The sequence below is a fragment of the Pseudomonas sp. C 49-2 genome (assembly GCF_003970195.1).
Taxonomy (GTDB): domain Bacteria; phylum Pseudomonadota; class Gammaproteobacteria; order Pseudomonadales; family Pseudomonadaceae; genus Aquipseudomonas; species Aquipseudomonas canadensis.
On sequence record NZ_RXYG01000006.1, the window covers coordinates 307,397 to 321,180 of the forward strand.

Annotated in this window: 15 protein-coding genes and 1 pseudogene; 7 read left to right on the top strand and 9 right to left on the bottom strand. The window is 60.9% G+C overall.

From position 1 onward, the window contains the following. Positions 1–10: 10 nt before the first annotated feature. The 5 genes from aqpZ to EJ576_RS14620 all read right to left on the bottom strand — a co-directional run bounded on the left by aqpZ (position 11) and on the right by EJ576_RS14620 (position 5,200). Positions 11–712 (bottom strand): aquaporin Z, encoded by a 702-nt coding sequence (gene aqpZ, locus EJ576_RS14600; RefSeq protein WP_123474497.1) that lies wholly within the window; start codon positions 710–712, stop codon positions 11–13. A 264-nt stretch (positions 713–976) separates the two neighbouring features. Next, complete coding sequence (locus EJ576_RS14605; protein WP_126570601.1) at positions 977–2,809, bottom strand: ABC transporter ATP-binding protein; 1,833 nt, start codon at positions 2,807–2,809, stop codon at positions 977–979. 82 nt (positions 2,810–2,891) lie between these two features. Beyond that, positions 2,892–3,455, bottom strand: a complete 564-nt coding sequence (locus tag EJ576_RS14610) for a peptidylprolyl isomerase A (RefSeq protein ID WP_016979352.1) — start codon at positions 3,453–3,455, stop codon at positions 2,892–2,894. Positions 3,456–3,458: 3 nt separating this feature from the next. Then, positions 3,459–4,262, bottom strand: a complete 804-nt coding sequence (locus tag EJ576_RS14615) for an alpha/beta fold hydrolase (protein WP_126570602.1) — start codon at positions 4,260–4,262, stop codon at positions 3,459–3,461. Positions 4,263–4,276: 14 nt separating this feature from the next. Then, positions 4,277–5,200, bottom strand: a complete 924-nt coding sequence (locus EJ576_RS14620) for a LysR family transcriptional regulator (RefSeq protein ID WP_028617427.1) — start codon at positions 5,198–5,200, stop codon at positions 4,277–4,279. Positions 5,201–5,249: 49 nt separating this feature from the next. Between EJ576_RS14620 and EJ576_RS14625 the strand changes: the two genes are divergently transcribed. The 3 genes from EJ576_RS14625 to EJ576_RS14635 all read left to right on the top strand — a co-directional run bounded on the left by EJ576_RS14625 (position 5,250) and on the right by EJ576_RS14635 (position 7,375). Continuing rightward, entirely contained in the window at positions 5,250–5,564 is a 315-nt protein-coding gene (locus EJ576_RS14625) for a hypothetical protein (RefSeq protein WP_028617426.1), read from the top strand. A gap of 139 nt (positions 5,565–5,703) precedes the next feature. Then, positions 5,704–6,303, top strand: coding sequence for an FMN-dependent NADH-azoreductase (locus EJ576_RS14630; RefSeq protein ID WP_126570603.1), 600 nt, complete (start codon positions 5,704–5,706; stop codon positions 6,301–6,303). A gap of 202 nt (positions 6,304–6,505) precedes the next feature. Beyond that, on the top strand, positions 6,506–7,375 hold the full coding sequence (locus EJ576_RS14635) for a carboxylate/amino acid/amine transporter (RefSeq protein WP_126570604.1): 870 nt from the start codon (positions 6,506–6,508) through the stop codon (positions 7,373–7,375). Here the strand turns inward: EJ576_RS14635 and EJ576_RS14640 are convergent. Next, a complete protein-coding gene (locus tag EJ576_RS14640; RefSeq protein ID WP_126570605.1) occupies positions 7,372–8,670 on the bottom strand; it encodes a mechanosensitive ion channel family protein in 1,299 nt (432 codons plus the stop codon). The genes EJ576_RS14635 and EJ576_RS14640 overlap by 4 nt on opposite strands. 193 nt (positions 8,671–8,863) lie before the next feature. On the opposite strand from EJ576_RS14640, the gene EJ576_RS14645 reads away from it, so the two are divergent. Continuing rightward, positions 8,864–10,210 carry a DEAD/DEAH box helicase gene (locus EJ576_RS14645; protein WP_016979359.1) on the top strand — a complete coding sequence of 449 codons (1,347 nt, stop codon included), beginning with the start codon at positions 8,864–8,866 and terminating at the stop codon, positions 10,208–10,210. A 50-nt stretch (positions 10,211–10,260) separates the two neighbouring features. On the opposite strand, the gene EJ576_RS14650 is transcribed toward EJ576_RS14645, so the two are convergent. Beyond that, entirely contained in the window at positions 10,261–10,536 is a 276-nt protein-coding gene (locus EJ576_RS14650; RefSeq protein WP_122726657.1) for a hypothetical protein, read from the bottom strand. Between the two features lie 153 nt (positions 10,537–10,689). On the opposite strand from EJ576_RS14650, the gene EJ576_RS14655 reads away from it, so the two are divergent. From EJ576_RS14655 to copD, 3 genes and pseudogenes are all read left to right on the top strand, one after another. Further along, positions 10,690–11,079, top strand: a complete 390-nt coding sequence (locus EJ576_RS14655) for a transcriptional regulator (protein ID WP_122726659.1) — start codon at positions 10,690–10,692, stop codon at positions 11,077–11,079. 127 nt (positions 11,080–11,206) lie between these two features. Continuing rightward, positions 11,207–11,308 (top strand): annotated as a pseudogene (locus EJ576_RS14660) (twin-arginine translocation signal domain-containing protein); the annotation flags it as partial. Between the two features lie 4 nt (positions 11,309–11,312). Further along, positions 11,313–11,948 (top strand): copper homeostasis membrane protein CopD, encoded by a 636-nt coding sequence (gene copD, locus EJ576_RS14665; RefSeq protein ID WP_256656609.1) that lies wholly within the window; start codon positions 11,313–11,315, stop codon positions 11,946–11,948. Here the strand turns inward: copD and EJ576_RS14670 are convergent. Together EJ576_RS14670 and EJ576_RS14675 are read right to left on the bottom strand one after the other, a co-directional pair. Then, positions 11,945–12,811: a DUF6279 family lipoprotein gene (locus tag EJ576_RS14670; protein ID WP_028617393.1), complete on the bottom strand. Its 867-nt coding sequence runs from the start codon at positions 12,809–12,811 to the stop codon at positions 11,945–11,947. The genes copD and EJ576_RS14670 overlap by 4 nt on opposite strands. 65 nt (positions 12,812–12,876) lie before the next feature. Continuing rightward, on the bottom strand, positions 12,877–13,599 hold the full coding sequence (locus EJ576_RS14675; RefSeq protein ID WP_123474491.1) for a TorF family putative porin: 723 nt from the start codon (positions 13,597–13,599) through the stop codon (positions 12,877–12,879). Positions 13,600–13,784: the final 185 nt, after the last annotated feature.

The window sequence follows — 13,784 nt, forward strand, 5'->3', positions numbered from 1 at the left end:
CCCTGTTGCGTCAGCCCGGCTCTTCCTTGCCCAGCCAGCGGTAGGTCACACCACCGATTACCGCGCCGAGGATTGGCGCGAGCCAGAACATCCACAATTGCTGGATCGCCCACCCGCCGACGATCAATGCCGGGCCCGTACTGCGGGCCGGATTGACTGACGTGTTGGTGACGGGGATGGAGATCAGGTGGATGAGTGTCAGCGCCAGGCCGATGGCGATGGGCGCAAGGCCCACTGGGGCACGGCGGTCGGTGGCGCCGAGGATGATCACCACGAACATGGCGGTCATTACCAGCTCACTCACAAACCCCGCCGCCATCGAATAGCCGCCGGGTGAATGCGCGCCATAACCGTTGGACGCCAGGCCCGACGCGAGTTCGAACCCCGGTTTGCCGCTGGCAATGAAATACAGCAACGCAGCGGCGATCGTACCGCCGACCACCTGCGCCACGATGTACGCCGGTAGTTCCCTGGCCGGAAACCGTCCGCCCACAACCAGCCCAACCGACACTGCCGGGTTGAGGTGACAGCCGCTGATATGCCCGATGGCGAACGCCATGGTCAGCACCGTGAGCCCGAATGCCAGGGACACGCCCAACAATCCAATCCCGACTGCAGGGAACGCTGCGGCAAGCACCGCACTCCCGCAACCGCCCAACACCAACCAAAATGTACCTAGCCCCTCTGTGATTGAACGCTTGAACAAAGACATGCCGCCCGTCCTTGATAGATCGCTCTACCGGATCCGTAAATCAGTGATGCTCCCTGCAGATTTACTTCAGCGCCCTTCTGGGCACTGCACTGATTACAGCAGGGTTGCTGCACAATTCCAGCCCAAAAAAAACGCCAGCCCTTTGAAATAGAGGGCTGGCGTCGTTTTAACCTGTAGGCGCCGGCTTGCCGCCGATGAGGCCAGATAGATCACTGCAGTGCTTGAGGCCGCAATCGCCGGCAAGCCGGCTCCTACAGAGGTGGGTTAGTCGATGCCGACAAAACCTCCGGTCTGGTGCTGCCACAACCGCGCATACAGCCCGCCATGGGCCAGCAACTCGGCGTGGCTGCCGCTCTCGGCAATCTGGCCTTTCTCCAGCACCACCAGGCGGTCCATCCGTGCAATGGTCGACAACCGGTGCGCGATCGCAATCACCGTCTTGCCCTGCATCAGGGTTTCCAGGCTCTCCTGGATGGCCGCTTCCACTTCCGAATCCAGCGCGGAGGTGGCTTCGTCCATGATCAGGATCGGCGCGTCCTTGAGCAGCACGCGGGCGATAGCGATGCGTTGACGCTGCCCGCCGGAGAGCTTCACCCCGCGCTCACCGACATGCGCATCCAGCCCGGTACGGCCTTCGGAATCCGACAGCAACGGGATGAACTCATCGGCACGCGCCTTGTGCACGGCGGACCAGAGTTCTTCATCGGTGGCATCCGGCTTGCCGTACAGCAAGTTGTCGCGGATCGAGCGGTGCAGCAGCGAAGTGTCCTGGGTGATCATGCCGATCTGTTCGCGCAAGGATTCCTGGGCGACGTCGGCGATGTTCTGACCATCGATCAGGATGCGTCCGCCTTGCAGGTCGTACAGGCGTAGCAGCAGGTTGACCAACGTCGACTTGCCTGCACCCGACGGCCCGATCAGGCCGATCTTTTCACCGGCCTTGATCTCAAGGTTCAGGCCGCCAATGATTCCGCTCTTCTTGCCGTAGTGGAAATCCACCTGTTCGAAACGCACTTCGCCATGGGGCACGCTCAGGCGCGGGGCGTTGTCGCGGTCGATCACGGCGAGTGGCTGGGCGATGGTCTTCAAGCCGTCCTGCACCTGGCCAATGTTCTCGAAAATGCCGTTGACCACCCACATGATCCAGCCGGACATGTTGACGATACGGATCACCAAACCCGTGGCCAGGGCAATCGCGCCCACCGAGATCAGCGACTGCGTCCACAACCACAGGGCCAGGCCGGTGGTGGTGACGATCAGCAGGCCGTTCATGGTGGTGATCACGATGTCCATGCTGGTGACGACGCGGCTAGCCAACTGGGTTTTTTCGGTTTGTTCGATGATCGCTTCCTTGGCGTATTCCTGCTCATAGCGAGTATGGGCGAACAGCTTCAAGGTGGTGATGTTGGTGTAACCGTCGACGATGCGGCCCATCAACTTGGAGCGCGCTTCGGAGGAAATCACCGAGCGCTCCTTCACCCGTGGCACGAAGAAGCGCAGCGCCAGGCTGTAGCAAATGATCCAGGTCACCAGCGGGATCATCAGGCGCCAATCAGCTTCGGCAAACAGCACCAGGGAACTGATGGCGTAGATCGCCACGTGCCAGATCGCATCCACTGCCGCCACGGCAGAGTCGCGCAAGGAGTTGCCGGTTTGCATGATGCGCTGGGCAATACGCCCGGCGAAGTCGTTCTGGAAGAAATTCAGGCTCTGCTTGAGCACGTAACTGTGGTTCTGCCAGCGGATCAGACTGGTCATGCCGGGGCTGATGGTCTGGTGCACCAGCAAGTCATGCAGGGCGCCGAAGATCGGGCGCAGCAGCAGGGCGACCACGGCCATCCAGATCAGCTCGGTGCTATGCAACTGGAAGAAGTTGGCCGGCGGCGTGCCTTGGGCCAGGTCGATGATGCGGCTCAGGTAGCTGAACAGCGCCACTTCGATCAGCGCCCCGATCAGGCCCACCACCAGCAAGGCGGCGAAATGCGGCCACACTTGGCGCAGGTAGTAGAGGTAGAAGGGCAGGACGTTGTCGGGCGGGGCTTCGCTGGGGGCGTCGCGGAAAATATCGATCAGTTGTTCAAAACGACGATAGAGCATTAGGTATGACGCCCGCGGGGCGGGCTCTCCTTTCAAGTGCGCGCGCGGCCTTGTGGGCTGCGCGCGGAGCTACCTGCTGACCTCAGTCGATGCGCTTGGCCGACTTGATCACAACAGGATCGATTGGCACGTTCTGCATGCCCTGCTTGGTGGTGGTCTGCGAGTTGACGATCACATCAACCACGTCCATGCCCTTGACCACTTTGGCGAATACGGCGTAACCGGCATCGCGGCCCGGGTCGAGGAAGGCATTGTCAGCGACGTTGATGAAGAATTGGCTGGTGGCCGAATTCGGGTCATTGGTGCGCGCCATCGACAGGGTGCCACGCACGTTATGCAGGCCGTTGCTGGCTTCGTTCTTGATCGGTGCTTCGGTCGGCTTCTGCGACATCTGTGCGGTAAATCCGCCGCCCTGGACCATGAAGCCTGGGATCACGCGGTGGAAAATCGTATTGGTGTAGAAGCCCTTGTCGACATAGGCCAAGAAGTTCTTGGTGCTGATCGGCGCCTTGACCGGGTCCAGTTCGATCTCGATGTCGCCGTTGGTGGTGGTGATCAATACGTGGGGCGCCTTGGCGGGCTCAGCGGCCATCAGGTTGGCGGCGAACAGAACGGAACCGGCAAAGAAGGCGATTTTTTTCAACATGGGTCAGTGATCCTGGGTAGTGGTTTCGACTGTCTTTAGAAAATCGAGCAGGGTTGCGTTAAAGACTTCGGGTTGATCCAAGGGCGTGGCATGGCGGGAATCCTCTATCACCACCAGTCGCGCATCGGGCAGCAGTTTTACATAGTTTTCTTTCTGCGCCACGGGGGTGTAGTCGTGGTCGGCGCTGATGACCAGGGTTGGACAGGTGATTCTGGAAAGTCGTTCCTGCACGCCCCAGCCCACAATGGCATCGAAGCTGGCGAGATAAGCACGTTTGTCGTTTTTTGCCCAGCGTTCGGCCATCTTGCGGCGCAGGTCGGCCTGCTCTGGTTTGGGAAAAAGTCGGTCGCCCAGCGCCTTGCCGATAGTGGCCAGGCTGAGCACGCGCGCCAGGCTCCAACGTTTGGCCCATTGCCAGTAATCATCGGCACTGCGCACCTTCACCTCCGGCGCGCTGTTGACGATGCAGAGGCTCTTGACCTGGGCGGGTTCGTCCACTGCCAGTTGGAAGGCGATCATGCCGCCCATGGACAAACCCACCACATGGGCGGGTGGCAGATCCAAGTGTTCGATCAGCGCCAGCAGATCAAAGGTGAAGCCCTGGATGCTGTAGCGTTCGCGCGGTTTGTCCGAGCGCCCGTGGCCGCGCACATCCACCACGATCAGTCGGTAATGCCTGGCCAGCACCGGAATCTGCAGCTCCCAATCCTGGCTGCTGGAGCCCAGGCCGTGGATCAGGATCAGCGGCGTACCGTGGCCGTATTCCTCGTAGTGCAGGATGCATCCTTCGTGGTCGAACCAGGCCATGCGTGAACTCCGTTTCAGGCTTGCTGTGGGGCGGCGAAAGGCGCATCCAACGGGGCGGTGTCAAAGGTGCGCAGCAGTTCCACGAGGATCTGCGTTGCCGGGCCCAAGGGTTTGTCTTTATTGGAATACAGAAAGAACGTGGGGTGACGGCTGCCGCCCTGTTCCAAGGGGAGTTGCTTGAGCACGCCTTCGGCGAGTTCGCGTTCGATCATGTGTCGGGGCAGCCACGCAAAGCCCAGGCCACTGCCCACAAACGCGGCGGCGGTAGCCAGGCTGCCGACAGTCCAGCGCTGTTCGGCGCCGAGCCAGCCCACATCCCGTGGTTGCTGGCGGCCGGAATCGCGGATCACCACTTGCATCTGGCTTTCCAGATCCTGGAAGCTCAACTCGCGATTCATGCGGTGCAAGGTATGCTCGGGGTGCGCCACGGCGACGAATTCCACATCGCTCATTTCTGTGCCCAGGTAACCTGGAATGCTGAAACCGCAAATCGCCAGGTCGGCCACGCCTTCCATCAGCAACTCTTCAACACCCGACAGCACTTCTTCACGCAGACGCACACGGCAACCGCGGCTCTGCGGCATGAATGCGGTGAGCGCGCGTACCAGGCGAGCGTTTGGATAGGCCGCGTCCACCACCAGTCGCACCTCGGCTTCCCAGCCTTGTTCCATATGGTGGGCGAGGTCTTCCAACTGACTGGCGTTTTTTACCAGTTGCCGGGAGCGGCGCAACAGCACTTCACCGGCGTCGGTGAGCACCGCTTTGCGCCCGTCGATGCGCAGCAACGGCACGCCAAGCTGGTCTTGCATGCGGGCCACGGTGTAGCTCACCGAGGACTGCGAACGGTGCAGCGCTTCGGCCGCCTGGGCGAAGCCGCCATGGTCGACCACGGCTTGCAGCGTGCGCCATTGATCGAGGGTAACGCGGGGCGCTTTCAAGATGGGTTCCTCTTGTCCTAAGCTGACAGTCCTTATTGGAGACTGCCGAATGAGAAAATTCTGTTGTGTGTTGCTGGCGCTGCTGCCGTTAAGTGCGTTTGCCTACCCCATCGACGTGACGAAAAAGATCGACGGCGTCAGCATCGATTACACCGCTTCTGACGTGGACGGCGATATCAGCTCGATTCAACTCAATAACTACGGCACCAACGATGCCGTTTGCTCGGTAATCTTCACCAACGGCCCGGAATCGCCGCGTCGCCGCACGGTCACGGTGCCAGCAGGCAAAAGCACCAACACCACGGTCAAGTTCAACCGCGCCATTATCAAGATGCGGATCGCCCTGGCTTGCGCACCGAAGTAACCCAGCAGCGGAGCACGCTCCGCTTATAAACAAATTTATAGATGGGTTATAGCAGTTTTTTGCGCTTTTTAATCGAATTGGCTCTGTTTAATCTCCACTCCATCGCCTTACAGCAATTTCAGATGGAGCCTACAAGGCCATGTCCAATGTTCTGATCATCGAAAGCAGTGCTCGCCAGCAGGATTCGATTTCCCGCCAACTGACCCATCAGTTCATCAGTCAGTGGCAGGCCGTTCACCCGGCCGATCAGATCACCGTGCGCGATGTGGCCCTCAACCCGGTTCCGCACCTGGACGCCAACCTGCTCGGCGGCTGGATGAAACCAGCGGATCAACGCAACGACAGCGAGCAGGCGTCCCTGGACCGCTCCGACGAATTGACCAATGAGTTGTTGGCTGCCGACGTTCTGGTGATGGCCGCGCCGATGTACAACTTCGCTATCCCCAGCACTCTCAAAGCCTGGCTGGATCACGTGTTGCGGGCCGGTGTGACCTTCAAGTACACCGCCACCGGGCCACAGGGCCTGCTGACCGGCAAACGCGCCATCGTGCTCACTGCGCGCGGCGGTATCCATACCGGGGCCAGCTCTGATCACCAGGAACCCTACCTGCGTCAGGTCATGGCTTTTATCGGGATTCACGACGTCACCTTCATTCACGCCGAAGGGGTGAACCTCAGTGGGGACTTCCAGGAGAAGGGCATCAACCACGCCAAGGCCCTGTTGGCCCAGGTCGCCTGATCCGTTAATCGCCAGATAATCCCGCGATGTTTATCTAGCCCCACGCAAGCCCTTCAAGTACGCGTAACAGACCTCCCTTTGCACTTTTGCTCCTGAGTGCTCCTGCCCGACTGCCGCTTTAGCGAGGTCGGGTTTTTTTTGCGCCGAGTTTCTTCAACCGTCGAAAACCTTTAATGTCCCGCCCATTCGAAACGAGGCGCGCATGGGCTACTTACTGGTTGTCACCCTGATTCAGGCATTTTCCTTCAGCTTGATCGGCGAATACCTCGCCGGTCACGTCGACAGCTATTTCGCCGTGCTGGTGCGCGTGTTGCTGGCCGGCTTGGTATTCATCCCGCTGACCCGCTGGCGCTCGGTGGAACCGGGCTTCATGCGCGGCTTGCTGGTGATCGGCGCGTTGCAGTTCGGCGTGACCTATGTGTGCCTGTACCTGAGCTTTCGCGTGCTCACGGTGCCCGAAGTGTTGCTGTTCACCATCCTCACGCCGTTGCACGTGACCCTCATCGAGGATGCACTCAATCGTCGCTTCAACCCCTGGGCGCTGATTGCGGCGCTGGTGGCGGTGGCGGGTGCGGCGGTGATCCGCTTCGACCAGATCACTCCGCACTTCCTGGGAGGCTTCCTGCTGCTGCAATTGGCCAACTTCACCTATGCCGCCGGGCAGGTGATGTACAAGCACTTGGTCAAACGCTACCCAAGCGACCTGCCGCATTACCGCCGCTTTGGTTTCTTCTACGTAGGGGCATTGCTGGTGGTGCTGCCGGCGTTCCTACTGTTCGGCAAGGCTAATTTCTTGCCCGATGCGCCACTGCAATGGGGCGTATTGGTGTTCCTCGGGCTGGTGAGCACCGCGCTGGGCATGTACTGGTGGAACAAGGGCGCTTGCCTGGTGCAGGGCGGCACGCTGGCGGTGATGAACAACCTGCATGTGCCAGTGGGGTTGCTGCTGAACTTGCTGATCTGGAACCAGCATGAGCCGCTGGGGCGGTTGGCGTTGGGCGGGTTGGTGATTCTGGGGGCGGTGTGGATCAGTCGGTTGGGCGTGAAGTCGCCCAACCGCTCCGTGATTTAGCCCGCGCGACTTTCAGGGGCCGGTAAATGACTAGCCCCCAACACCGCCGGCAACACCCCCGCACGCAAGTCATTGCCACTCGGCTGCTGATACAGGCTCAAGCCAAACTCCGGCAGCACCGCCAGCAGGTAATCAAAAATATCCCCCTGGATACGCTCGTAATCCGCCCACGCCGTGGTGCGGGTAAAGCAGTAGATCTCCAGCGGTACGCCTTGGGCGGTGGTTTGCATCTGGCGCACCATGCAGGTCATGTTCGGCTGGATGTCCGGGTGGCTTTTCAGGTAGGCGAGGGCGTAGGCGCGGAAGGTGCCGAGGTTGGTCATGCGGCGGCGGTTGGCCGAGAGTTGTGCGCTGTGGCCCTGGGCTTCGTTCCAGGCCTTGAGCTCGGCCTGCTTGCGCCCGATGTAGTCGGTGAGCAAGTGCACCTGGGTCATACGCAGTTCTTCGTCGTCGCGCAGGAAGCGCACGCCGCTGGCGTCGATGAACAGGCTGCGCTTGATACGGCGCCCGCCGGAGGCCTGCATGCCGCGCCAGTTCTTGAACGACTCGGACATCAGGCGCCAGGTGGGGATGGAGACGATGGTCTTGTCGAAGTTCTGCACCTTGACCGTGTGCAGGGTGATGTCCACCACGTCGCCATCCGCGCCGACCTGGGGCATTTCGATCCAGTCGCCGACCCGTAGCATGTCGTTGCTGGTCAACTGCACGCTGGCGACGAACGACAACAGCGTATCCTTGTATACCAACAGGATCACCGCCGACATGGCGCCAAGCCCTGACAGCAGCAACAGGGGGGAGCGGTCAATCAGGGTGGCGACGATGATGATCGCGCCAAACACGAACAGCACCATCTTCGCCAACTGCACGTAGCCCTTGATCGAGCGGGTGCGCGCGTGTTCGGTGCGGGCGTAGATGTCCAGCAGGGCATTGAGCAGCGCGCTGGTGGCCAGCACCAGGAACAGGATGGTGATTGCCAGGGCCACGTTGCCGATGAACAGGATGGCGGTCTTGCTCAGGTCTGGCACCAGGTACAGGCCGAACTGGATCACCAAGGACGGCGTCATCTGCGCCAGGCGATGGAAGACCTTGTTGTGCCGCAGGTCGTTGAGCCAGTGCAGCGCCGGTTGCCGGCCGAGCAGTTTGACGGCGTGGAGGATGAGGTAACGTGCCACTCGTCCGAGCAACAGGGCCACCACCAGCAACACCAGCAAGCCGAGGCTGGCATGCAGCAGCGGGTGTTCGTCGAGGGTGCCCCAAAGGTCTTGGACGTTGAGCCAGAGCTGTTTGATATCCATGGGTGAAACCGATTCTTCTATAAGACAACACGGGGCGATTAGAGCATTTAAGTGCAACAAAGTTGATGTCATGGACAAATGCCCTGACAAAAAAGCAGCCGATTCGCACCGTTCGCGTAAAGAAACTCGGTTTGGACGCCCGAAACCGGTAACCTATGCAGCTGATTTTTTGTATTTCTTCGAGGTAGCACCCGTGTTTTCCCAATTCGCCCTGCACGAACGCCTGCTCAAAGCCGTGGCCGAGCTTAAATTTGTCGAGCCTACGCCTGTGCAAGCAGCGGCCATCCCGCTCGCGCTCGAAGGGCGTGACCTGCGGGTGACAGCTCAAACCGGTAGCGGCAAGACCGCCGCCTTCGTCCTGCCTGTGCTGAACCGCCTGATCGGCCCGGCCAAGGTTCGCGTCAGCATCAAGACCCTGATCCTGCTGCCGACTCGCGAGTTGGCCCAGCAGACCCTGAAGGAAGTCGAGCGTTTCTCGCAGTTCACCTTCATCAAGTCCGGCATCATCACCGGCGGTGAAGACTTCAAAGTCCAGGCCGCCATGCTGCGCAAGGTGCCGGACATCCTGATCGGCACCCCAGGCCGCATGATCGAGCAGCTCAACGCCGGCAACCTCGACCTCAAGGAAGTCGAAGTGCTGGTGCTGGACGAAGCCGACCGCATGCTCGACATGGGCTTTGCCGACGACGTTCAACGTCTGGTGGGCGAATGCGTCAACCGTCAGCAGACTATGCTGTTCTCCGCCACCACCGGTGGTTCGACCCTGCGCGACATGGTCGCCAAGGTACTGAACAACCCTGAGCACCTGCAGGTCAACAACGTCAGCGACCTGAACGCGACCACGCGTCAGCAGATCGTCACCGCCGACCACAATGTGCACAAAGAGCAGATTCTCAACTGGCTGCTGGCCAACGAGACCTATCAGAAAGCCATCGTGTTCACCAACACCCGCGCCGCCGCCGACCGCATCTATGGCCGCCTGGTGGCCCAGGAATACAAGGCGTTCGTGCTGCACGGCGAGAAAGACCAGAAGGACCGCAAGCTGGCCATCGACCGCCTCAAGGCTGGCGGCGTGAAGATCCTGGTCGCCACCGACGTCGCCGCCCGTGGCTTGGACGTTGACGGCCTGGACTTGGTGATCAACTTCGACATGCCGCGCAGTGGCGACGAATACGTGCACCGTATCGGGCGTACCGGGCGTGCCGGCAATGACGGCCTGGCCATCTCGCTGATCTGCCACGGCGACTGGAACCTGATGTCGAGCATCGAGCGCTACCTCAAGCAATCGTTCGAGCGCCGCACCATCAAGGAAGTCAAAGGCACCTACACCGGGCCGAAGAAGGTCAAGGCGTCGGGCAAGGCCGTTGGCGTGAAGAAGAAAAAGACCGACGCCAAGGGCGACAAGAAGAAAACCGGCGCCAAGTCGCCGACCAAGCGCAAGATCGCCAACCGGCCGAAGACCGACAACCTGTCGCTCGTCAGCAAGGACGGCATGGCGCCGCTCAAGCGCCGCAAGCCGGAAGCCCCCGCCGCCGAATAAGGCGCAGGTGATGTGAAAAAACCGGACGATTGTCCGGTTTTTTTATGCCGTCAGTTTTTGGCCTTGGCGGCTGCTTCCTTGAGCTCCTTCAGGCGAGCATTGATCAACTGGCACTTGTCCGGGAATTCCGCGCTTTCGGTGTCCAAGTCCATCTTTTGCAGCTCGTCGTTCATCTCCTTGGCCTTGGTCGGGTTCTGCTCGGTCAGCTTGGCCACTTCCTGAGCCAGTTGCTCGCGCTTGGCGGTAGCCTCGTCTGGCGTACAGGCCCAGGCGGGCAGGGCGGTCAACAATGCGGTGGCGATGGCCAGGTTCATCAGGGTTTTCATGGGTGCACCTCCTTGGCTGGGATATTCAGTTGAGGTCGCGGGCACCTGGAAAGTTCACGCCAATGACGCTCGTCTCTTTGGCTGAACGGCCAGTGGCGCGGCGGGTCACACCTTTAACGGGCTACTTTCCACTCGCCCGCAGGAGGAATCAGGATGACGACTTACAACTGGGATTTGATCGAACGTCTGCTGCATGAAGTGCAGAACGGCGAGGGCAGCTTCGCCCCGCGCAAATACGCCGAGCAGGAAGCGGCTGAGAAGGCCACGGCGGGCGAGTCCACCGGTAATCTGGACGCGCTCAAGAAGACTGCTGCGGATTATGAAGCGCTGCTGTTCAAGCGCGGTTTTATCGAATCGCGCCCCGAAGATGAGGGCGGTAATGGCGAGAATTTCATCCTGACCCCGCTGGGCGCGCAGTTGCTGGCGCTGATCGACAGTTCGATTCCGGGCAACGATCACCCACGCCAAGTGCTGGATGAGCAATCCGACGCGCTGGACCCGGCGGCCTTCGCCGAGGTCGCCTCCAAGGCCCAGATCGCCTGATATCCAATACGCCCCGGCACGCTCGCAACGCCGGGGCGAAACTGTCAGATCGGTAATCTGCCGCTAAGCTGGCTGACAGCCGGCCCTGCCTACTCTGCTGCCATTCAACTCATGGAATTGAATCGGCATGCACTCCAATACCTCCCGACGAACCTTCGTCAAAGGCTTGGCCGTCGGCGGCTTGCTGGGCGGGCTCGGCCTCTGGCGCAGCCCGGTCTGGGCCTTGACTGTGGATGCACCTGCAGATGATGCTCTGGCAGAGCGAGCTGGGCTGGACGTGGTGGTTGCGCATTGCGGCGCTGGTGCTGGTTGCGCTCAGTACCCGATTGGCCACCTTGTTCGGCGGCGTCGCGTTGGTGACGCTGGCGTGGGTCGGGCATGGCGTGATGCATGAGGGCTCGTTGGGGCAGTGGCATCTGCTAAGCGACAGTGCGCATCTGCTGGCAGCGGCGGGCTGGGTCGGGGCATTGGCGGCGTTCGGGCTGATGCTGGCGAGTGCGTCTGAGCAGGCGGTGCAGGTGTTGGCACACGCCTTGGCGGGCTTCGAGCGTGTTGGTGTGGTCTTCGTCGCGGTAGTGGTCGGTACGGGCGTGGCGAATTATCTGTTTGTGGTCGGGCCGAACTTGGATGGCATCACCGGCGGTGTCTACGCAATCCTGTTGTGCTTGAAGTTGGGGATGTTCGGCTTGATGTCGGGGCTGGCGGCGCTCAATCGCTCGCACTTGACGCCCCTGCTTCAGCGCTCCCTCGCGGCGGGTGACCACAGAGCGGCGCGTAATGCCTTGCGTCGCAGCATCACCCTGGAGTTTGGGGCGGTGGTGCTGATCCTGGGGCTTGTGGCCTGGCTGGGGACCTTGGCACCCAGCTAGGGCTGCACGCTCTTCAGGCATTTAAGCGCCTGGAAATCGCTGCGCACCTTGTCGATTTTCTGGGTGAGTTTCTGCCGTTGCTGCACAGTGCTTTCGGCCATCACGTCGACAATCAGGCTGCGGGCCGCGGCTTCCGTCTGTGCATAGGCGGTGCGATATTGCGGGGTCCACAGGTTTTCGCGGTCCACCAGCAACTGCTGCATTTTCTGCGGGAAGTCGGCGTTTTTGCGCTGTTGCACGGCGTCGATAAATTGCGCCTGCCAGCGGGCGCGGTTGCCGATCCATTCATGGTTCTGCTCGCCCAGTGCGATGGACCAGGCGGTCACCCGGTTCTGCTGGCTGGCGCTGAGCGGGCCGATCCAGGCGTCCAGGCGTTTGCTCATGCGCTCGGCGCGGTCCTTGATCTGCTGGGCAAGGGGCGGCTTGAGATATTCGTCCTGGCGCTTGCGCAGGTCCTTGGCCAGGGCGTCGCTCATTTCCTTGACCTGCTGGTCGTCCAGGCCTTGGAGCAGTTCGATGGCAGAGGGCGTGATCTCACGGGCGACTTCGTCAATGGCCTGTTTGGCCTCGGTGGTCCGGGCCTGGAGTGCGGCGTCGGTGACCTGATTGTCGTTGGCCATCTGTTGCAGGCGGTCCAGCCAATCCAGGTAGCCCGGCAATTGCGTGGTGCAGTGCCAGGCCAGGTGTTCCTTGAGCTTGTCGTTGAACCAACTCTTCTGCCCGGCATTCATGTCCAGGTAGTCATTGAGGGTCCAGGGGATGATCACGTCGAGGTTGCGATAGGCTAGGCCCACGCGATTGCAACCGGTGAGCACCAGGCTCAGGGTCAGCAGTACCACCAGTAGTTTGAGCCGACGCAGCATGGGCGGGTCCTTCGCAGAGTGGGTTATCACATGTGAACCCGCGCCGGGTGCGACAGTTCAGCGCCTCAATAAAACGACCGTGCGGCCTTCAACGTCAACAGCCCATCGCATTGCGAGTTGTGTCCGGAATAGGCCGAGCAATCCCCGCCGCTGAGGCTGGAATCGCTGTAGATCAGGTTCAAGTCCACGCCCATCCACTGTCGGGAGAATTGCACCGACCAGTCGCTGAAGGTCCGAATGGAGCCGCCGTCCACCGAGACCGGGGTGCCCAACTGATGAGTGGTGTATTTCATGCTGACGCCGATGCCGAACGGCTGGGTGCCGCCGAGGTCGGCAAACAGGGTGCTGTCCTGGCGGTCCGGGTCGTTGCTGAAGGAGGCGCCGAAGCGATTGCCCAGCAGGTTCAGGCCGCCGTAGAACTCCTGGCTGTCGAGGGGGCTGAGCGTGGGGTAGCTGTAGTGGATCAGGCCCACTTCGTAGCCCAAAGTCTGGTCGAAGGGGTGCTTGAAGCCCATGTAGGAATCGACTTCGAGGTTGCTGGACGAAGACAGGCCCATGTTCGGTGAAAACTGGCCGAAGTACAGGCCGCTGTCGTGGCTCAGGTCCAGCCCGCCATGGAATGAATCGCTGCCGGGAGACGTTGGCTTGACCAGGCCCTGGGCCATGCTGCGGCTGGGCGTCGTGCCCAATTTCAAGTCGAAGTCACCCAATTCACGCTGGAAGATCTGGGCTTCGGCGAGAGGGCTGGCAATCAGGGCGCCGACCAGGAATATGCAGGGTTTGAACATGCTTCACTCCATGAAAAGCGAGGAGCAGTAACGGAGAAAATCGGGCAGATGCCCGTGCTAGACGTGTGCAAGCATACCGGCGAATGCCAGGCGGTGAGGCCCGTTCGTCGATTAGCGCGATGATGAAGGTAAGCAGAGGGTATTTCGGGCTCTAGTCCTAGCGCCTTGATGGCAAGACGCGTAGG